This window comes from Salinibaculum salinum (assembly GCF_037645885.1).
GTDB classification, from domain to species: domain Archaea; phylum Halobacteriota; class Halobacteria; order Halobacteriales; family Haloarculaceae; genus Salinibaculum; species Salinibaculum salinum.
Map to the genome: position 1 here is coordinate 1 of NZ_JBBENW010000011.1, position 20,966 is coordinate 20,966.

The 20,966-nt window shown below is 54.3% G+C and carries 13 protein-coding genes; 9 read left to right on the forward strand and 4 right to left on the reverse strand.

Going from position 1 to position 20,966, the window contains the following annotated elements:
* From WDJ60_RS11145 to WDJ60_RS11160, 4 genes are all read left to right on the forward strand, one after another.
* On the forward strand, nt 1-321 hold a 321-nt coding region (locus tag WDJ60_RS11145; RefSeq protein WP_340100512.1), incomplete at its 5' end, for a hypothetical protein.
* Nucleotides 322-367: 46 nt separating this feature from the next.
* On the forward strand, nt 368-703 hold the full coding sequence (locus tag WDJ60_RS11150) for a hypothetical protein (protein WP_340100513.1): 336 nt from the start codon (nt 368-370) through the stop codon (nt 701-703).
* Between the two features lie 4 nt (nt 704-707).
* Complete coding sequence (locus tag WDJ60_RS11155) at nt 708-5,984, forward strand: DEAD/DEAH box helicase (protein WP_340100514.1); 5,277 nt, start codon at nt 708-710, stop codon at nt 5,982-5,984.
* 83 nt (nt 5,985-6,067) lie between these two features.
* Entirely contained in the window at nt 6,068-7,183 is a 1,116-nt protein-coding gene (locus WDJ60_RS11160; protein WP_340100515.1) for an AlbA family DNA-binding domain-containing protein, read from the forward strand.
* 39 nt (nt 7,184-7,222) lie between these two features.
* On the opposite strand, the gene WDJ60_RS11165 is transcribed toward WDJ60_RS11160, so the two are convergent.
* The 3 genes from WDJ60_RS11165 to WDJ60_RS11175 form a co-directional block, all read right to left on the reverse strand.
* The gene (locus WDJ60_RS11165; RefSeq protein WP_340100516.1) at nt 7,223-8,605 is read right to left on the reverse strand and encodes an Eco57I restriction-modification methylase domain-containing protein; all 1,383 of its coding nucleotides are present in this window, start codon (nt 8,603-8,605) and stop codon (nt 7,223-7,225) included.
* A 448-nt stretch (nt 8,606-9,053) separates the two neighbouring features.
* On the reverse strand, nt 9,054-11,546 hold the full coding sequence (locus WDJ60_RS11170; RefSeq protein ID WP_340100517.1) for an AAA family ATPase: 2,493 nt from the start codon (nt 11,544-11,546) through the stop codon (nt 9,054-9,056).
* A complete protein-coding gene (locus WDJ60_RS11175; RefSeq protein WP_340100518.1) occupies nt 11,536-11,805 on the reverse strand; it encodes a hypothetical protein in 270 nt (89 codons plus the stop codon). The genes WDJ60_RS11170 and WDJ60_RS11175 overlap by 11 nt, the downstream gene beginning before the upstream one ends.
* A gap of 399 nt (nt 11,806-12,204) precedes the next feature.
* On the opposite strand from WDJ60_RS11175, the gene WDJ60_RS11180 reads away from it, so the two are divergent.
* The 3 genes from WDJ60_RS11180 (at nt 12,205) to WDJ60_RS11190 (ending at nt 14,720) form a co-directional block, all read left to right on the forward strand.
* A complete protein-coding gene (locus tag WDJ60_RS11180; RefSeq protein WP_340100519.1) occupies nt 12,205-13,233 on the forward strand; it encodes a Cdc6/Cdc18 family protein in 1,029 nt (342 codons plus the stop codon).
* A gap of 231 nt (nt 13,234-13,464) precedes the next feature.
* Nucleotides 13,465-14,406, forward strand: a complete 942-nt coding sequence (locus tag WDJ60_RS11185; protein WP_417750452.1) for a hypothetical protein — start codon at nt 13,465-13,467, stop codon at nt 14,404-14,406.
* Nucleotides 14,407-14,408: 2 nt separating this feature from the next.
* Nucleotides 14,409-14,720 carry a DUF8156 family protein gene (locus WDJ60_RS11190; protein ID WP_340100520.1) on the forward strand — a complete coding sequence of 104 codons (312 nt, stop codon included), beginning with the start codon at nt 14,409-14,411 and terminating at the stop codon, nt 14,718-14,720.
* A 191-nt stretch (nt 14,721-14,911) separates the two neighbouring features.
* Here the strand turns inward: WDJ60_RS11190 and WDJ60_RS11195 are convergent, their stop codons facing one another.
* On the reverse strand, nt 14,912-15,970 hold the full coding sequence (locus WDJ60_RS11195) for a hypothetical protein (RefSeq protein WP_340100521.1): 1,059 nt from the start codon (nt 15,968-15,970) through the stop codon (nt 14,912-14,914).
* A 346-nt stretch (nt 15,971-16,316) separates the two neighbouring features.
* On the opposite strand from WDJ60_RS11195, the gene WDJ60_RS11200 reads away from it, so the two are divergent.
* Together WDJ60_RS11200 and WDJ60_RS11205 are read left to right on the forward strand one after the other, a co-directional pair.
* The gene (locus WDJ60_RS11200; RefSeq protein WP_340100522.1) at nt 16,317-18,482 is read left to right on the forward strand and encodes a type B DNA-directed DNA polymerase; all 2,166 of its coding nucleotides are present in this window, start codon (nt 16,317-16,319) and stop codon (nt 18,480-18,482) included.
* A 1,185-nt stretch (nt 18,483-19,667) separates the two neighbouring features.
* On the forward strand, nt 19,668-20,945 hold the full coding sequence (locus WDJ60_RS11205; RefSeq protein WP_340100523.1) for a Cdc6/Cdc18 family protein: 1,278 nt from the start codon (nt 19,668-19,670) through the stop codon (nt 20,943-20,945).
* Nucleotides 20,946-20,966 lie beyond the last annotated feature (21 nt).

Consider the following 20,966-nt stretch of genomic DNA (forward strand, 5'->3'; position numbering starts at 1 on the left):
CATATACAGAAATTAGCTTACCAGCTCACATATACTGCTAAGGATCTTAATAAATTCAGCGATGAGACCAGGTTTACTGATGGCCCATATCAATTTGATGGAGGAGATCAGTTCTCCAGAGATAATATTCGATATGAACTGGAAGCTGTTATCGCCCATATATATGGTATTGAGGAGGACGATATAGATAGAATCTTTCAGGCGTTTCCTCAAATTCGAGATCAAGATGTAGAAGAGCATGGATTCTATAGAACAAAAAGAAAAGTCAAAGAAAAGTTTTCACAAATGCATGCTAAGTTGACCAAAGGAAATTCCGAATAATAGGGACACGAAGAAGTTATCAGGGAGCTCCGTGCTATCTAAACGCATGACTGAAGCCAGGGATGCATCAGATCTTATATCTGAGGAAGTTGGAGTGAGATTTGAAGACAATTCGGTAGTTTTACCCACAGAAAAACCAGCAACCAAGTGCCTTATTGAAGTAGTAGAACTCTTGGTTGAAAGTGGTTACATTACAAAATCCCAGTTGCCAATTGAGAGTGGGTATAAAAGATATCTTCTCAATTCTGAGGATAAACATAAAGAGAGCAATCCAATGGCACGTCCAAAACAAATAGCGGACGATATCTATCTTGAGACAAACTATAACAATACTGAAATTAAGAACAAAATTAAAATGCTAGCCAATATGGCCGATAATTGATAATATGGCTTCCCGTCTCAACCCCTTTGATGCCCTAGATAACGTCCAATCCTCGTACCGTAACTACGTTGAGACATTCCAGAACGTTGACGACGAGACAATCAACACCTGGATCGAGGACCGGATCAAGACAGGGAAAGTACTCTGGAAGGAGCCGTTCGTCCAGCTGAACCACCGCTTCGAGTATGGGGAGACACTTCGGGACTTCGTCGACGAGGGCACACTCCATGAGGGCGTGCTTGACGTCTTCACTGGCGGCGACGGCAAACCCATCGAGCCGTACAAACACCAGACTGAAGCGATAGCATCGATCCAAAACGGGACCAATACGATCGTCTCGACCGGGACAGGTTCCGGGAAGAGCTTCGCCTTTGGGATCCCGATCGTCAGTCACTGCCTGGAGGCACGGGACCGGGGCGAAGATGGGATCAAGGCAGTCATCGTCTATCCGATGAACGCACTGGCGAACTCTCAGTATGAGGACTTCTCAGAGCGGCTGGCTGGGACTGGCCTCTCGTTGGGACTGTACACCGGCGACTCACCAACCAGCCCGGATGACGAAGCGGAGTTCCTCCAGCAATTCGGCCGGTCAAAAGCCTTCGATTCGGAGGTGATTTCTCGGGAGGGGATGCGGGAGAATCCGCCGGATATCCTCATGACGAACTACGTCATGCTGGATCTCCTGTTGACCCGTCACGAAGACAAGGAACTCTTCCCGGAGGCACATGACGGCGCCTTGCAATACCTCGTACTGGACGAGATTCACACCTACACCGGCCAGCAGGGGGCTGACGTCGCGGCACTGGTCCGACGGCTCCGTGAACACGCTGGCGCACAGGAGCTAACCTGCATCGGAACGTCTGCAACGGTCCAAAACGAGGGCGGCATGGATGCTGACGATGAGATCGCAGCCTTTGCCGAGCGGATCTTTGGCCAGCCAGTTGATGGGGATAACGTCGTCAACGAAACCCACTACTCATTGGCTTTTGGCGCAGGCGAGACACTGCCAGACGCGGTCGCTGTCACCGAGACTGATATCCAATTCTTTGAAGGGGATCTTTCCGATGCCGTGGATCTGACCAATCAGCTGGTAGCCCGGTCACTCGATGACAAGGAAATTGAGTCCCCAGCCGACTTGGGGAGTATCCTGCTTGGGCATCCGACAGTGGAGTTCTTGGAAGATCACCTCAGCACACGGAGTCAGCAGATTCACGCGACCGAGACTGACACCGAGCATAATCTCGTCGAGACATACCAAGCTGAACATCGCCCCAACACAACGATCGAGGCCGCCCAACGGGAACTGCAGGCGGCGTTGTTGGCCGGAACGATCGGCACAACGAATATCCAGGGCGCCCAGCAACCGATCTTTATTCCCAAGCTGCATTCGTTTTTTAGCCAAGGCTCGGGGCTCGTGGCGTGTCTCACCGAAGAGACACTGACTGACAATGAGCCACATCTCAGTGATGCCGGCGACCTCGAGTGCCCGCACTGTGCCGACCAGCACAACCGTCAGCGCAGGGCGTTTGGGCTGTCGTTCTGTCGTTCCTGTGGCCAAGAGTACTACACAGTCATCCGGACCGAGGATGGCCATCTCCGTCCCCGCGAAGTCAGTGATATGAGCGTTGAAGATGAGGAAACAGCCGGGTATGTGATGCGTGGTGACTGGGATCGATCCCAGGCGTCATTGCCGGATGAGTGGCTCGACGATGAGGGCCGGCTCCGGGAGACTTACGCAGATGCGGAACCCAGGCCAGCAACCTACTGCTCGGAACACAATCGACTGACTGATGGCCATCGCACGGAGGGACAGCTCCAATGTGGCTGTTTCGCTGGGCAGGGAATCGAGGTCATGTGGACCGAGGCGCCCTTCCTCTTCTGTGGGGAGTGTGGGGTCCACCACACTCGCATGGGACGGGCGATGGAGCTTTCGAAGCTGTTCACGTTCGGGACTGTTGGTCGGTCGACGGCGGTCGACATCCTCATCGGCAGTACCATGCAGGAGTTGCCAGAGGAGCAAGCCAAAACGATTGCTTTCTCCGACAACCGGCAGGATACTGCCTTGCAGGCTGCCCACGTGAACAACCTTTACCAGCGGATCAAATTCCGCCGGGCGCTGTATCATGCCCTCGAGCAGGATGTCGGGTCAGTCGGGCTCTCCACATTGGGCGATAAGACATTTGAGGTTCTCGAAGACGCCGGCTCCTTACCGCAAGGGTTGGAACAAACGATGTTCGGCGTCGAGCCGGACGAAGAGCGCCGGTTCAGTGACTACCTGCTTTTCCATACGATTCTTGAACTCCGGAAGGGCCAACAGCGGGGCCAGCAAGGGCTTGAAGAGGTTGGGTTGGTGGATATAAGGTACAACAATCTCGATCGGCTTGCTGAGATGGACGAGCAATGGGAGGCTATCCCAGAGTTGGCGGATGCCGATCCACAGGTCCGCCTCGAGTATGCTGAAGGCTTCCTGGATCTATTCCGCCGGGCGACGGCCATCGATCACGACTTTGTCACGGATTTCCGCGATTTCCAGCAGAAAACGCTGTATAAGCTGGATGATGAAGTCCTCTTCCACAAACAACAACGGTTCAGGTTCCCCCAGGGGTTCAGTGATACAGCCAACACCAGTGGGACAGAGAAGATTCGCCGCCTGACCCATCCCCGATCCCGACACGTCAAATGGACCCAGCGAGCCCTTGACGTTGAGACCAAGACGGCGATCGACGTGATCGATGCAGTCAAGGAAATGTTCGCTGATGACCAGCTCCGGTATCTCGTCGAGGAAGATGTCTATCGTGGGCGACGAGCCTACGTCCTCCGGAGTAGCTCGATTCAGCTCTCACTCCAGGACCCGACCACTGTCTCGGTGTGTCCGAAATGCAAGACCGTTGTCGACCGGGAGCGCCTCAAGACGTGTATCAACTACAGTTGTGGGAACGTCAGTCCTGAGTCAGGCGATCTGACGGATTCGTACTTCCATAATCTATATGTCACAAGTTTCGAAGACACGGTTGATATCCTGGCCGCCGAACATAGTGGCCAGATTGAGGGCGATATCCGGAAAGACATCGAGACTCGGTTCCGGGAAGGCGATGAACTCAACACGATTGTGAGTACGCCGACGATGGAGCTGGGGATCGACATCGGGGACCTGTCGAACGTCCTGATGCGCAACGTGCCTCCAAATCCTAGTAACTATGCCCAACGCTCCGGGCGAGCGGGTCGCCAAAACCAGCCCTCGCTGGTGACGACGTTCTGTGGGAGTGGGTTTGGTCGCGGGTCACACGATCAGTATTTCTACCAGCGGCCAGAGCGAATCATCGCCGGTGAAATCTCACCGCCAACTTTCCTGTTGAACAACACGGATCTCATCAGAGCCCACATCAACGCGCTCGTATTGGAGGTCATCGACGTCAAGTTCTATGGCAAAATCGAGCAGATCCTACGTATTGAGCCCGAGAAGAACGATTACCAGATAATCCCAAGTTACAAGCAGGATCTAGAGAGTGCGATCAAGCGCGATCGGGCAACGATTATTGACGCTGTGAAGAGTGCGTTCGACCAAGATCGTAGTAAGGAAAAATTTGACTGGCTAACAGAGGCGTTCATCGAGGACGTCGTCGACAACTTCGTCGAGAATCTCGATACGGCGTTCGACCCGTGGCGGAACGAATACAGCCGCCTCACACGAGAGCTCAGACGCCTCAATAAGAAACTCAGTAGCGAGGGCGGCAACTATCTTGAACGCCGTGAGCGTGAAGCTATCGAGAAACGCCGTGACGATATGCGTCAAGGTGGCCAGCGGTTCTATACCTACCAGTATCTCCGGTCACAGAGCTTTCTCCCGAATTACGGCTTCCCGCGATCGAGTTGTACACTCCGGTTTACCACCCGTGAGGATGACATCCAGCGTGATCAGTCCCGTGCCATCCGGGAGTTTGCCCCTGGGAACTATATCTACTACATGGGCCAGCGCCATACGATCCGCTATGCTAGGCCGAAAACCCAGGATGCAGAGCTGCTGACACGCCAGAAAATCGTCTGTCCGTCGTGTGAGTCGATTCTTATGGGTGACGACGCTGAAACAGCAGCGGCCTGTCCGGCCTGTGGCACCTCCTTCGATGGCGTCCATCCGAATCCAGACACAATCGAACTACCAGACCAGCGGGCGTACCCGGATGAGAATATTACCAGTGACGACGAAGAGCGACGTCGTGAAGGGTATGATATCAATCACTTCTACGAACAGACCAACGCTACCCAAGCCTACACACTCACCGACGACAATGGCGAGCTCGCCGAGTTGACGTACGAGCCTAATGCACGGATTGTAACGGTCAACAGCGGAATCCGTGGCCGAGACGATGATGAACTGTCCGGGTTCGCACTGTGTACACAATGCAATCGATGGCTGACCAGCGAATCCCAGATCGACAAGCATCTCGACGGGAACTGCTATGCCAACGCCGACCCCGAGCACATCCGACGTGGGATCGAGCTGTTCACCGAGGGTGGCCACGATACGATCACGATCACGACGCCGCTCCCGATCAGTGTGGACCCGGAGGAGGCTCCTTCATTCTACGCGACGCTCAAGGAAGCGCTGTATCAGGGAATCCTCGTAGCCTTCGATCTTGATGAGGAAGAGTTGGAGACGTTCACGAAGCCGTCGACAACTGATAACGATCTGCTGAGTATCGTGATCCATGAGACCAGTGAAGGCGGCGCCGGTGCCCTGAACGCACTCATGGACGATGTGCGCTTCACACAGGCACTCCGGGAGGCCCTCGACGTGTTGCATGCGACCGATCCCGACGGCTGTGAGCGAGCTTGTTACGAGTGTCTGATGTCCTTCTATAATCAGCGCGAGCACGAGCTTCTAGATCGAACGCTGGTGATTCCGTGGTTAGAGCGGGCGGTCGATGGGCAGGTATCTGCTGGTGTGGAGGAACAAGATGATAGCCAGTATCAAGCGTTGGTTGCACAGTGTGAGTCGAGCCTCGAGGAGGCTGTCTTGACGGCTGTGTTCGAAGGCGGGTATGAACTCCCCAGTGCTGTCCAAAAAACGATCTATGACGGCGATGAGCCAGTCGCTGAAGCGGATTTCTTCTATGAGCGCGAGAGTCGATCCGTGATTGTGTTCGTTGATGGGCCAGATCACGAGAAAGAACACGTAGAGAAAGATGACAAGCGGAAACGACGGCGACTCCGAGAGCTGGGCTACCGTGTGGTTTCAGTCGAGTCGCCGGAGGATGTGCCGTCCACCTGGGCCACGATCTAGTCTGTCTCTGTGCGGTCACAGCCTTCCGGGTGAGTTCGGGCATCCGAAGGTCTATTGTTACAAGCTATAATTATCACTGTACAATGACGACCCAACAGGACGGTCTCGAGGCCATTCTGGATTTTTTCCGCTCGGGTGAGTACAGCGGCCATGGCCGCGGACACATCGACACAATATCCGAGGCCTTTCTCTCCGATATTGTTGCAGCTGACGAGCGCATCCAACGTGCCGCAACTGATGGCGAACTCGTAAAACAGCGGAATTTCAATACTACTGCCCACCAATTCTCACGAGACATTGATTTGGCCGTTGGGGAGCCGGCTGCTGGGGACTCGCCTGGACAGCAAGGGCAACTCCCGACAGCAGAGACGACCGTCCAAACTGGTGAAATTGAGACAGTCTGGCTCTCACTCAATATCGAATCGCTCATTTCGAGTGTTGGCAAAAATTGGAAGAACCGTGGTGAGGATATCTATGTCTTCTATCTCACGGTGTATGATAGCTATAATCTGTCCGTGACCGGCAGTATCCTCCTGCTCAATGTAGCTGGGCTGGAGGACGGCATGGCGACCAATATTATTGATGCCTTCGAAGAGTTTGAATTCGCTGACGGCTCGATTGCTCAGACGCTGGACAGTATGGCGGTCATTCCGTTAGAATACGATGACGCTGAGCCAGCGGAGACTACTCTGGCGGATGGTCTCGTTCCAACGGACCACCCACTGCACTATACGAATTTTATTTCGGTCATGACGGAGGGGCTCGCCCGTCGAATCGAGGGCGATTTTGAGGTGTCTGCGGAGAGCCTCGAGTCTGTATTGGCTGAAACAGAGACCGAGGTGCTAGAATTCAAAGAAAAACTCGACGACGTGAGTGATATTGCCAAAGAAGCAGTGGCGTTCGCGAATCATGATGGCGGGTCGATACTCATTGGCGTCGATGACAGTGCGAACGTAGTTGGGCTGGACGATGTTGAGACCGCTGAAGAGCGTGTAGCTGGCATCTTGGATAATGTCGAGCCCGGGATCGTAAAGGATCTCGAGAAAGCGACATACGAAGGAAAAGACGTGCTCATTATCAATATTCTCCGCGCCACGAACGTGCCCGCATCATACAATGGGACGTTCTATCTAAGGCAGGGGACAAGCAAACATCGCATGAACGGTCACGAACTGCTTCAGACCTTCCCGCGAGAGTAACTTCGGTCTGTAGTCGTCTGAAGCCGGTGAGGCGGTAGACTAAGTAATGGTCGTTTGCTTTGTTTGCCCAAGTTCTTCTGGGACAGGAAGCTCTTTGAGAACCGTACTCTGGAGTCGGAGGTACCCGCTGGAGGCACGCTGACAGTTGGCTTCGAGCCAGGCGCGTGCCTGTGCGCCATTGAGATACGAGAGTAAGCGCGTCTGGTCAACAGCTGGATCGGGGACGATGTAGTACACACTGTGCCGGGGCAGAATCTCGCCCCCGTCGTCGAGCCAGAATTCCGGCTCCTTTGCGACATCACTACAGAGGATTTTGTCTTGGCCAATAATATCCTCCATTGGCGGGGTTTCATGCCAACTATACCAGGGCTTGCCATCTGTTTTGACGCACGATCTGGATTCTAGCTCATCTCGGTGCAGGCTAGCCCAGTCACCGAATGCTCCGAGTTCCGAAGCTGCAATCAGATTTCCGCGGTCATCGTACGGACAGATGATGACATCCTCTGGATGTGGCCCACCATTGGCACGCAGCTGTTTTCCCGAAATCGTTGGATACGTCCAGCCGTCCTCAACCAGCTGGGGCGGCACGGTATATTGGCCGTCTTGATCGATATCTGGCTTGACGAAGATCCCATCACGCCCGGTTGCGATTCCACAAGAGACACGCTCAGTCACATCACCCAGTGTGACCCCGCTGTCGAGGGTCGCCCCCTCTACGTCACGAATGGTAGCGGCCCAGCTTGATCCATCAGTGGGGAGTGTGACTGTCTCTGTCGACCCATCGCGTCGTATTACTTTCGTTGGGCCAGGCTCTGTAGCCGCAATGGTACTAACGGTCGGATAGGTAATATACCCCGGAAAAGCATCCTCAGACAAGTGCTCGATTGATTCGACATGATGGGTTGTTAGTAGCTGTCGGAGGGAACCAGCAGTTTCGGTATACTCGAACTTTTCTGGTGTAATGAAACATAACCGACCACCATCCGCGAGGAGTTCAATAGCCTGTTCATAAAACAGGATGTAGAGGTCAAAACGGCCCTCCGCCGTTTGAAATCGATCCCGATACGTATCTTTCTGTTCGATATTTTCTATAGGGACGTAGGGAGGATTCCCGACAATGTATTCAAACTCGCCGAGGTCACTGTGGTTTTGGAGAAAATCCTCGTTCCGGAATGTGACTGGTTTCTCAGAATGGACTTGGCTGGCGGCCACACACCGATCCGGGTGAGTTTCGAACGCGACTCCCTCAGGCATCGGAGTGCTATGTTTCGCGCAATAGTCCGCAACAGCCTGAATGAATGGAGCTGTCTCACCACATCCAGGAAAGAGAATTCGATCATCAGCGGCTGGTGGATGACCGTCAAAGAGTCGTGAGACCATTTGCTGAGTGACTGTTGTGGGGGTCTCCACGAAGCCTTTCATTGCAAAAGCAGTGCAACGCCAGTTACTTAAATATTATAAACCTCGAGAGGTCAGCAGGTTTTTTGACATTCCATTGCACTGGACTCCTCGCATTGTGAGTTGCCAACAGTCTCCCTAAGGTTGGTGGTGATCTGGTGCTCCTGATCAGGAGTGTAAAGAGCCCCACTTCACAATATGCTATAGGATTTCTGGTCGTAATTATCCCAGCGTTCTCGACCAAGCTATCTAACGATCAGTACAGCTTCTGGAGGTACTGGGAGTACTCCTGTCTTAGGGGGCCGGTCATACAATAGTTCCCAACAGGCATAATCCGAAGCCTCGGTTTTGAATAGAACTATCGGATGTCGAGATTACGGGCTTAAGCGCGAAGTTGGGACTGTATAATCGTCATACAAAGGGTGTGAGACGTATTCTATGACACGCTGTAATTCCGCTACTTATCTCAAAATCAGCTCCATTGAATATCATAGTGGGACCGGCAATTGCATCTAAGCTCGTGATAATCTCCACCGAACTCCTCGTAGCGGATACACGAACCACATTCATCGCAGTATAGGAGTTCGTAAGCAGCCTTATGTGCTTCAAAAACTTCCTCGAATTCAGACGGACTTAGCGTCAACCATCGTCCAGGAGTCCAGTGAACGCGACGATTTACTTTATTCAGTTGTTGTCCCACTTCGTTTAGGACTGATCCATAATCATTGTCAAGGTCGTTTGCTTCGGAAAACATTTCATCAGATTGATCGAGATTGTCTTTCGCTCTTCCAGTGAGTGTGTCTAATCGGCGACAAACTGAGTTTTTGAAGTCACTGAGCGTATGTCGGAGCCGAGGATCATATTCGACTTTGCCCCCTAGCGATACTGCACACTGTTGGAACATACGCTCTGTAGCATATCGAAGTTCATGGGCCGCCCGTTCCATTTCATCATCTTCCATCGCCTCTTCAACGGTTTCCCACTGCTCATAGACGTCAATATACCCGCGACTTTCCTTCACACCGTCGTCGAATGACCACTCTCGTAGCCGTATCTGCGGTCCACCTTGTAAGGCCCCTTGGCTGGATAATTGTTCGGCCCACAGTTCATCATGGGTTGTAATGATTACTTGATAGTCCTCTGCGAACTCTTTAGCTATCATCTGTGCAATTTCGAGCCGATGGCTCTGGTCAACGGACATGACCACGTCGTCAAGAAGGAGGAGGGACTTCTCGTCCTGTTGTAGATAGTCGGCAAGGGCGAGATGGAGACAGAGGCCCAACGAATCCACATGGCCCTCACTAAATACGGAGTGGGGAGGGTACTCACCGGCATTATAGAACTCTTTTTGCAAGTTCGCACCAGTTTCTGTAACGACAATTGAGGTTGAGGTATCGGACTCGTCCGGATGAATCGAATTATAATACGTTTCGACACGATCTGTGATGTCGTCGTAAATCTCTCCGATCACCTCACTACGGGCAGCTATGAACGCCGACTCAGCGGTCTCCGTATCGGATACCAGTGAGTCCAAACGGTCAACCTTAGCATCCAGGTTCTCGTATTCTTCCCACCGTTCAGCAACGGACTTGAGACGCTCGTATCGCTGTTCAGTGTCACTGATATCATCGAGATCTTCGGCCATCGATTTCAAGTAATTCGTTGTCTGAATGGCTTCCTCGATTTGGGCACTGATATCCGTATCATCTGACCCGGCAATAGGGAGATTGAGAGGTTTGAAATCGGTGTTTCCGAGCAAATCACCGGATATCATCTCTGTTGATTTTCTTAGTGCCGTATTGAATTCAGATAGTGTCTCTACCTCTGGGTATTGATCTTCCTTCAACTCTTTTGTCAGATACTCCACATAATCTAATCCACGTTCGAGCTCCTTCCGCAGATCGGCTTGTAGCTGATCGATCTTGTCTACAGTCTGCTGAAATTCGTGAAGTTGCTCGCGCCGATGACGTACCTCTTCTAATAAGGAGCCGTCCCCCCGCCAGTCCTGAGCACAGAGCGGGCACACGTCTGCGTCGGCATCGATAACCTCTTCCCCCAGTTCCAGCAGTTCAAGCTTCGAAGCGGATATTTTGGAGGTATCTCTCACCCTGTATTCTTTAATCAAGTCATCCAACTGGTCGATTTGTTCAGGCAGGTTATCACAGAAATCGCCTAGCCAATCTGCAAATTGGTTTAATTCCTTCCGTGGTCGTTCCCGTTGGAGTGCCTGTGTGGACACCGCCTCTACAGGGGATTCGATACCCTCTCGCACAGTTCCAGGATAGATTTCGTCAACGGGCTCGCCATCGAACGAGGTTCTGATACGGTTGATCGTCTCAATAGTGTCTGTTCGAAGCGGTATTGAATCAGACGCGTCCGATTCAGCGAGTTCTTGTAATCGTTCATTCGCTGTTTGACGCGAAGCTTTCGCTTTTTCGAGTTCATCTTCGAGAGCTTTTCGGGTCCGTTGGAGTGCAAGACGTCGTTCGTCGATGTCGGGGAGATCCAATAATTCGCTGAGAACCTCTCTCCGAGAGCTCGGTTGGGCGATGATTAGATCCAGCAGATCATCCCGTGTGAGGATGTGTTGTCCTTGAAGTGCGGTATCGATCGTTCGCTGTAGCGAGACTGGTAGTTCTTCTATTGGCGGTTCGAGATCGGTCGAGTCAGTCGATCGCTCTACAGACACCTGTGTATCCTGTCCGGTATCTGTGAAAACTCCAGAGACTACACAATCACCGTTTGCGTCGACGTTGGGTATGACATCTTGCTTCCTGACGCTCTTCATTCCATCTCTGTCCAGCTGACGAATATCATTTGTAAGGAGAAAGTTGATCGCCTCTAATATCGAACTTTTCCCAGAGCCATTGGGTCCGACAATGATCGCATTATTTCCTTCAGGCTCGAATGTGTAGCTTCCTTTTACTCCTCGAAAATTTTCGATGTCGAGCTTCTCAAGCTTCATCGTTGTCACCAATCGTCGCTATAAGCTCATCTGAGAATTCGCGAGGTGGATCATCAGCTAGTACTTCCGTAAGTACTGTCTCGGCTATTTCCTCGTCAATATCGCTCTCTTCAATTCTCGAGGTGAACGACTCGAATATCTCTCCACGAATCTCATCGGAGCTGGCACCGGGGTCCACCATTTGATATGTAATCGGGAACTCAGGAAATCCAGATAAACCTTTCCCGGAGAGGATGTCACAGAACAATCCGCACGGCATTTCTTTCGTCGAAACCGCGATGATCTATCCGTTCACTACGCACGCACACGGAGCAGCTGACTCGTCCCAGTAATTCTGGAATGAACTCTGTGAGGACTGTCCGTTGACTCTGAATCTTTGTATTCGATTTGTGCTCGTGTCTCTTGCGCTAACTCGCGGTAGCAGGTCCCTCCAGAAAAACTGGTCGTGATTATCGCCGTAATCGGGACAGCACTCTGGGCTGAACCTCTAGACGTTTCGCAGCCTTTCCGGAAATCCTGGAAGCGACGGTTTACCGGAAACAGAATCGCGTGACAACGGCGGAGTTGGTGATAAGAACAAACTGTAGCCTCCCAGTTTCCGGAAACTACCCAGCCACCATTATATACCGCGCTAGAAAACCAATCTACTGATTAATCCATGATTCGCGATGCTCGTGTGCTTCGGGCGGGGTTCATACCGAAGGAAATTGAGCATCGCGACGCCGAGTTGAACCACCTCTCCAGCGTTCTGGAACCGATTACGAACGGGGAACCGGCCGACACCGCTATCGTCACAGGCCCCAGCGGCGCCGGGAAGACGTGCATCTCGAAGTTTGTCACTGAGAGACTCCGCGAAGAGGTACTGGGCATCGAGACAACCTACGTCAACTGCTGGCGCAACTACACCCGATTCCGAACGCTGTATCAGATTCTCGACGACCTTGGCCAGACCATCGATATCCACCGGCAGTCGACACCGCACGACGAACTAGTCGACCGAATCCAGCAGTACAATGGGCCGCGAACGGTAATCATCCTCGACGAGGTCGACCAGCTGGAAGACCCGGGCATCCTCTACGACCTGCACAGTCTGGAGCAGTTCGCGTTGGTCTGTATCGCTAACAAAGAAGAGGAACTGTTCAGCCGCGTCGACGACCGGCTCGTAAGCCGACTCCGCTCCAGCGAACACGTCCGGATGGACAAGTACCACGACAAGCAGCTGTACGATATCCTAAGTGCCCGTGCGAAATGGGGTCTCGACGAGGATGTTATCACCGACGACCAGCTCTATCGCATCGCCGACGCGGCCGCCGGCGATGCCCGTCTCGCGATAGGGATTCTTCGGACCGCCGCTAGCGAGGCTGATAGAGAAGATGAAGAGCGAATTACTAACGAAATGCTGTTGGACGCTGCGGATGACGCCCGGGCACAAATCAGACAGACGAGCCTCGATTCGCTCACACCACACCAGCAAACCGTCTACGAGATCGTTCACGAGGATGGTCCGCTCGGACCAGGAGATATTCACGAACGCTATCGCAACGCCGTCGACGACCCGCGAACGAAACGGACGATTCGGACGTACCTCTCGAAGATGGTCCAGTACAACCTCCTAGAAGTTGAGGGGACGAGCCGAGACCGGCAGTATTCCATAGTCACCGAACCAGTCAGTTCGCCGGCTAACTGAGTCCCACGCAGCGATTCGACGCTACAGTTGTTCTATTAACCAACAGTTGGGCTGGTTTGACCCATTCTGTTGGTTAATACACTCACAGCCGATTCCGGAAAGTTTCGCGGAAGCGGGCGAGACACTCAAAATCCCGGGCACAACGGTCTATTCCAGATTGCTCCGGTCGGTTTCCTGAAACACGGAAGCGACACGCCGCAGGTTATCGGATTCGTGGACCTCTACTCTTGTATGTCAGACCACCCATCCTCGAATCGCTTGGAAGTCGAGCAACCAACGCGAAGAGCTGATCGGAATCGGTCCATAGCCAGCCAACCCGATACAACGAGCGACGGCATCCTGCTTCCCTCCCTTGAGGACGGCATCACGCTGTTGGACATCGACGGCAGTCGGGGCGTGCCTATTCTGCAGTCGATAGTCCTCGATCATCTCCTCATGCACAACGGGCCCGCTTTCTGGGTCGACGCCAACGGACACGCAACGACCACCACGATCTCACGGATCGCTCCCAGCCAACGGTTGCTCGACCGGATCCACGTTGCACGCGGATTCACCGCCTACCAACACTACGGCGCCGTCTGTAATCTCCCGGCGGCAGTGAACCACTGTATTCAGAAATCGACGACAGGGGACAGCCTGGGAGGGCGACAGTCCACGGGTCACGACGAGGATACATCCCCGTATACGCCCTCCCTCATCGTCGCCCCAGCCATCGATGCACAGTACCGTGCCGACGATACCCTCGGCGAAACCCACGCGAAAACCCTCCAGGCCCGCACCCTTGCCCGGTTAGCGACCTACGCCGAGGGGTACGACATCCCAGTGCTCGTTACGCGAAACGAACGAAACGAATTCACCGAGCCAGTCGCGACGGTCGCCGACCACTACCTGGAGTGCGAGCAGACGCGGATGGGCCCACGGGTCGTCGGTGAGGACTTCGAGACGCTCGTCTATCCCGTCGACGACGGCGCGTACTACCAGACGACGTTCGCGTATTGGCGGCAGCTGCTCGCGGCACGCGCCACGCAAGTCGGCGTGGAACCGACGACGCCGGCGCCGTCGACGCCGACTCCGGAGGGCGTCGGAACGGGCGTCACAGCTGACGGTGAGACGGTGTCGGCCACAGCGGACCCCCTGCTCGATGCGTGGACGGCAACCGGCGGAGGGCGATAGCGATGGGACGCACGAACCCGACGTACCGAGATGCGTTGCGGGCCATCGAAGAGCGCTGGGCGGAGTTCCGGCGGGCATTGCGGCGTCGCGACCAGCCGCGCTTCGACCGACTGTTCGAGTACGCCCGCGAGCACGCCGACGCGAGCGGGCTGTTGAGCCACCAAAATCCGTTGTTGCCGGCGCTGTTCAGCATCGATCTCGAACAAGAAGTCCGCCTAGATGACCACGAGGAACGTCTTGATAAGCTTGAAGCCGCGGTCGAAAAGAGCGGAGAGGACCACGAGAGGCAGTCTCGCTGCGACGATCACGAATAGGAAGGGCAATAACGATACTTGAAGTCCCACTTCATAGTACAGTCGCTCGATCTCATCAAGTGAGAGCTATATCTCCACGATTCCGGAGTTTTGCTAAGACTAGGTCTTTAGATTGAGAGTCAGAATTTCTACTCATAGACATTGATCGTCCCAGTTGAAGAAACACGTCAAAACCGATTTTCGTACTGAAATCACCAGCTGACACTAACTGTAAGATTCCACGTACTGTTTCGGTTGAAAAGGGGCTTGATGTATGTCGCAGATAATCCCTTGAATTCATACTCCCGGTCCTCAGACAGTCCGTGGTTGTGAGTGAGATCACAGTACAACTCGTCGTAATTTGCTAACACCTCAATATGGTGTTCTGCTTCTGATTTGGACCGATCAGGTCCGCTAAGTTCCGATTTGAGATGAGAAAGGAGATCATCGTTATTCTGTAATGGGTTCTCAATGATAATCCCGTTAACACTTGGGTCGTCGTAGTTCTCCTCTTCCGTGGTGATTTGTTCGGTAACAACTGGTGTGCTACCTTCTGGTGCGTTGAATCCGGTTCGCGGAAGATCAAACGCCGTGGCATTGAATAGTTCATTAAAGCCAAAAGCGCGAGCCAGTCGTTGATAGAGTGCTCCAGTGACGGGAACGCCTTCCGTGATGAACCGGAGTTCGACATTTGAAAGGACTTGTTTGTCACGGGATGATCGGGGAAGTTCCGCCCTGATAAGCAAGTATTCGTCTTCGTAGGCGAGGTTGGCAATAAAGATGAGGTGTCCATTCTTGTACGTCGGAATGTCCTCATCAGCAAACGTGGCGTGGGCTTCTCTGACTGCCGTGGCAAGGTTAGCAGGCCCCCGACCGACGAGTGCTCCACCCAGCTGGTGAACTGTGAACCAAGACGTGCTAAGTCTTCCTACGTTGTGGAGCCTTGCCAATCGGTCTGTGAACTCATCAGCATCCATATCATCCGTCCGTGTTCGGATTTCCATTGAGTTCTCTCCGAGGTGGAAAAACGGATGGAACGTCACTGAGTCATTGATATCCGGTGAGTCTGTTCCTTGCGTTCGGATAAGTCGTGGCCCAAAATCGTTGTAACCGGGACTTGGAAGAGTGACTTCTCCCCGCTGTTCGGGAAGATCGCGGACTCCGTTCTCAAGGGTCTCGATATACGCTTCCTCGATTGTTCGGTCGGTCTGCTCTGCGTGCTCCTTGATTCTCCCATGGATAGACCACGGAATATCAACATTCGGTCTCATATACCAATACCATACTCCAAATACCATATAAGCCTTGGGTCTGAATATACCCAAGGTATGATTGGGCGGATAGAGATGACGGCAAAAGGCTCTGATAGCATATAAATCAGATATACGACGATCAGATTCGGTGCTTAACCAACGGATGACACCAGCATCCGAATCTATTGGTTAATACTTGGCTGTGTTCCCGGAAAGCATCCCGGAAAAGAAAGAGTACGCGCAAAACAAGACAAGATCGGATATTAGAGGGGGTTTTGCGCCGTTCGGTTGAGACTCGGAAACGACACGCCTCAGCTTATTAGAAACGCAATCGTCCAAATCGGCAGAGGCGAAATAGCCACAGATGCCGTTCAGTATCGACTTTCTGGACGACGGCCGCGTCCTGGAGTGGGAGGCAACCGCCGACGGCGCCGTCGCGACCGAGCGCGATGACTACACCCCACGCTTCTACGTCGCCCCTCGTGACACAGAGACCGACCTCGACCTCACGACACTCCAGTCGGTGTACGACCAGCACCCGGACGTCGTCGCGACCGAGATGGTTGCGCGACGACCGGGCTTTCGACGGGCCGAGGAACCAGTCCTCGCCATCGACGTCGACCACCTCGACCGCGTCACCCCACTCGCCCGGCAGGCACGCCAGCTGTCGGCCTATCCAGTCGGGGATCTCGCCTGTTTCAATGTCGACTTCTCGCGAGAGTTCCGATACTGTCTAGAGACCGGCGCCGATCCGACGCCAGCGAGCGAGCTGTCTACGCTCCGGCTCAGCGTCCCGGTAACCGAAACGAGCAATGACGTCTATGGGGAACTGTCTGTCGCCGGCGACACTGTCACTGGCTCGCCGACGGATATCCTGACCGCCGTCCAGGGGGCGCTTGACGTACGCGATCCGGACGTCCTGGTCTGCTCGACGAGCGAGATCGTCCCGACCCTGTACGAGATGGCGACGGACGCCGGCATCGACGACTTCTCGCTGAGTCGGTGGCCGGACGTCGACTACCAGCAGCTTGCGAGCCGGTCGACATACTCGAGCTACGGTCGCGTCGGTCACTCCCCGGCGCGGTACAACGTGCCCGGCCGGGCGATCATCGACGAGTCGAACACGTTCTTCTACGGGGAAACGAACCTCGACGGTGTCCTCGACCTCGTGTCGCGCTCGAAAAAGCCCGTCCAGGAGCTCGCGTGGGCGTCGATCGGGAACGTGCTCACGGCGATCCAGATCTGCGAGGCCCACGACCGCGGCGTCCTCGTTCCATGGAACTCCTGGCGCCACGAGTTCTACAAGCCGATGGGGATGCTCCACGACGCCGACCGTGGCGGCTTCATCTTCGCGCCCGAGGTCGGCCTCCACGAGAACGTCCACGAACTTGACTTCTCCTCGTTGTATCCGAACATCATCTGTACCCGGAACGTCTCGCCGGACGTCATCCGGTGTGACTGCCACAGCGACCGCGACGACGTCCCCGGGCTCGGGTACTCGATCTGCGACGACCGGGGCTACCTCGTCGACGTGCTACGGCCGATCATCGACGCTCGCGACGAGATCAAGGCGGCCATCCGTCGAGAGAAGGAACGGGACGACCCCGACGAGGACCGCCTGGCGGAACTCGAGGGGCAGTCTGGAGCGCTGAAGTGGATCCTCGTCGCCTGCTTCGGCTATCAAGGGTTCAGCAACGCGAAGTTCGGCCGTATCGAGTGCCACGAGGCGATTAACGCATTCGCTCGCGAGATTCTATTGACGGCGAAACAGCGGTTGGAAGCTGGCGGCTGGCGCGTCGCCCACGGGATCGTCGACTCCATCTGGGCCACTCCGGATCCCGACGTCGACGACGATGACCGCGAGGACCGCGAGACGCTCGCGACAGAAATCACGGAACGCGTCGAGATCCGGCTTGAACATGAAGCCCACTACGACTGGGTGGCATTCGTGCCCCAACGAGAGAGCGACGCCGGCGCGCTAACGAAGTACTTCGGGAAAGTCTCCGGCGACGACGACTTCAAGATCAGAGGCATTGAAGCTCGGCAGCGCTCTACCCCACCGTTCATCGAGGATGTCCAGCGGAACTGTCTCGAACGGTTCGACGCGACTCGATCTCCGGACGCCGTACTCAACTGTCTTCAGGATGCTATCAAGCGCCTCCACGCTGGAACGGTGCCGGTCGAGCGGCTCGTCGAACGGAATCGTGTCTCCAAGCCGCTGGAAGGATATCCGCAGAATACACAGAACGTGGCGGCGCTGAAGCGGGTTCGGGATCAAGACCTCGCCATCCACCCGGGACAAGACATCGAGTACGTAGTCGTCGACGACGAGAAGAGATCGCGAGAGCGGGTCGCGTTAGCCAACGAGGAGATCGAGTCGTACGATGCGTCGTACTACGAGACGCAACTCGTCAGAGCTGTCGAGAGTGTGCTGTCACCGCTTGGCTGGGATCGGACGGTGATTCAACGCGAGATCGCGGAAACTCGAGAAACGGACTTGGCCGCCTTCACCGAGATTGAGAGAGGTTAACCAACATTATCGAGGTATCGGGAGATTTGTTGGTTAATGGTGAGTGGAGACACGGAAAGGATCTGGAGAGAATACCCCGCCCACACACCCCTCGTCCAGAGTGAAAACCAATCAGGAGAGGGGGATGAGGTCCACGGGAAACGGGGGTTCTCGTGGGGAGAAAGCAACGGGAATCGCGGAGAGACTGTCTGAAACGGGAGAACACGGAGGAAATGGAACAGCGAACACGAGCAGCGGTTCGAAACTACCCGGACGAATGCCGCCTTCGTCCTTCTTTGTATGTTGAATGCACTTGAGGAGTGGTAAGGAGTAGGTGGTAATAAAACCTCTAGGTAATACTATGAATATGGTCATGTTTAGAGGATCTCCGGCTGTGCGACGACTGGTATTAGGGGTACACTCGTCCCACATCTTGTGGTTTCGATACTTCTCGGCCGACTACTCGTGTGGTTTCTGCCTGTTCAATCGGGGGACTCTCATAGCGTTTCACTCTGGACGAGGGGTGTGGGGGTTCGATTCCGTCGTCAGTGTAATGTGAAACGTTGAAGAACCAGTCGTTGTTTTGACCATTCCCCAACCATCAAAGCGTCATCAAAGTCGGTATCGGAATTGGTATCTCCCGATCTTCTTCGTCAACCGGAATCAAGACACCAAATCCCGACAGTTCCGATTGTACCCTACTTTGCTTCGGCTGGAGATCTGACTTGTGTCTTCACTCTTGACTGGGGGTGCCGACGAACACTCGTCATCACCACTCGAGGTTCACTCTCTACCCTAGCTCGTCACACCGGCGTTTCACTCTGGACGAGGGGTGTCTGCCGTGCGTCAGACGCCCAGTGCTGTTGTGTTCTCTCATAGATATGATTGATTACCCCGTTCGGGAGATACACTCTGGATTGGGGGTGTCGTCTCAACCAAGGACTCTGTCCACCGGATGGAGGACTCTTCACTCTTGATCAGGGGTGTGACTAACCCGCTTCAGTCCAGCGTTTTCACTCTGGATTAGGGGTGCCAGTTTGCGTCGGTAACTATCGCTCCGAATCCGATTTCACTCGGGACCAACTCGATCCTTTGTGAGGATGATACGGCAGAGACAAAACATCAGCAGACGACTATACTCCGATTTACACTCTGGTCGAGGTAGCCAAATTATTAAGTAGGTCCCTTCCGGTATGTCTGTTATTGATGGCTGAAGAACCCTCCCAACTCTCTGACTTCGACGGCCGTTATGAGGATCCCGCCGACGATCCCCTCTTCGATTTTGATGAAGACGACCCCGACCGAGCCAACATTTTCGCTCGAAAGGAGCTGCTGAAGGTAGGGCACGTCCCTGAAAGTGGACGCATCGTCGGCCGAGATGGCGAGATCAAGGCTGTTGCTGCTGAACTCAGGCCGATCGTTCGTGGCGATCCGCCCAACAACGTGATTATTTACGGCAAAACAGGTACGGGGAAGTCTCTGGTTGCCCGTCACGTCACCGAACGAGCTCGGCGAGCCGCCGAGTCGAACGGTGTGTCCGTCGGCACGGTTTACGTCGACTGCGCGCAGCACAACACACAGACGCGTGTTGCCCGGACGGTGACGCGATCGCTCAACGAGCCGGACGGGACAGACTACGATATTCCACGCGCGGGGATTGGCAGTGGTGAATACTACGACTATCTCTGGGAGATTCTGGATACTGCCTACGAGTCAGTCATCATCATTCTCGACGAGGTGGATCGACTCGATGACGACGATATACTCATGCAGCTATCGCGGGCTCGGGAATCAGGGAAAGCGGATTGCCACCTAGGCGTCATCGCAGTCAGCAACAAGATCGAGTATCGCGACCAGTTGAACGAGCGCGTCAAATCAAGTCTTCGCGAGGAAGAGTTCGTCTTCCAACCCTACGACGCGAATCAGCTGCGCGAAATTATGAAGCACCGACGGGACGCGTTCCACGATGGCGTTCTCTCTGATGATGTGATTCCGCTGACGGCGGCACTAGCTGCTCAAGAACACGGTGACGCCAGAAAGGCAATCGAAATTCTTCGTCACGCCGGCGAACTAGCCGAACGAGAAAACGTCGAGACGGTCGTCGAGGAACACGTTCGCGATGCTCAGGAGTGGGCTGAAATCGATCGGTTCGAGGAGCTTCTCCGTGGATCGACGACCCAGGTCAAATTCATCCTCTATTCGCTCGCGCTGCTCACCGAAGAGAATCCGAACGAGGATGGATTCTCTACCAACCGGATTTATGAACGGTATCAGGCGACGACAGAGAAGGCTGACGCGAAGACTCTCAGCGAGCACCGCGTCTATGAGCTGTTGAAAGAGCAGGCGTTCCTCGGTGTCGTTGAATCAACTCGAACCGGAGGTGGCCGGGGTGAAGGCAGTTATCTCGAGCACCGGCTGGTTCAGGATACCGGCATCGTGCTGAAATCTGTCCTCCGGGACAGCCGGCTGGAAGACCTGGCCTAGCTCCCGTTTCGGTCGCTGACC

Coding starts and splice junctions, on each gene's coding strand:
- WDJ60_RS11150 (WP_340100513.1), top strand. CDS start 368: ATGACTGAAGCCAGGGATGCATCAGATCTTATATCTGAGGAAGTTGGA.
- WDJ60_RS11155 (WP_340100514.1), top strand. CDS start 708: ATGGCTTCCCGTCTCAACCCCTTTGATGCCCTAGATAACGTCCAATCC.
- WDJ60_RS11160 (WP_340100515.1), top strand. CDS start 6,068: ATGACGACCCAACAGGACGGTCTCGAGGCCATTCTGGATTTTTTCCGC.
- WDJ60_RS11165 (WP_340100516.1), bottom strand. CDS start 8,605: ATGAAAGGCTTCGTGGAGACCCCCACAACAGTCACTCAGCAAATGGTC.
- WDJ60_RS11170 (WP_340100517.1), bottom strand. CDS start 11,546: ATGAAGCTTGAGAAGCTCGACATCGAAAATTTTCGAGGAGTAAAAGGA.
- WDJ60_RS11175 (WP_340100518.1), bottom strand. CDS start 11,805: ATGCCGTGCGGATTGTTCTGTGACATCCTCTCCGGGAAAGGTTTATCT.
- WDJ60_RS11180 (WP_340100519.1), top strand. CDS start 12,205: ATGATTCGCGATGCTCGTGTGCTTCGGGCGGGGTTCATACCGAAGGAA.
- WDJ60_RS11185 (WP_417750452.1), top strand. CDS start 13,465: ATGTCAGACCACCCATCCTCGAATCGCTTGGAAGTCGAGCAACCAACG.
- WDJ60_RS11190 (WP_340100520.1), top strand. CDS start 14,409: ATGGGACGCACGAACCCGACGTACCGAGATGCGTTGCGGGCCATCGAA.
- WDJ60_RS11195 (WP_340100521.1), bottom strand. CDS start 15,970: ATGAGACCGAATGTTGATATTCCGTGGTCTATCCATGGGAGAATCAAG.
- WDJ60_RS11200 (WP_340100522.1), top strand. CDS start 16,317: ATGCCGTTCAGTATCGACTTTCTGGACGACGGCCGCGTCCTGGAGTGG.
- WDJ60_RS11205 (WP_340100523.1), top strand. CDS start 19,668: ATGGCTGAAGAACCCTCCCAACTCTCTGACTTCGACGGCCGTTATGAG.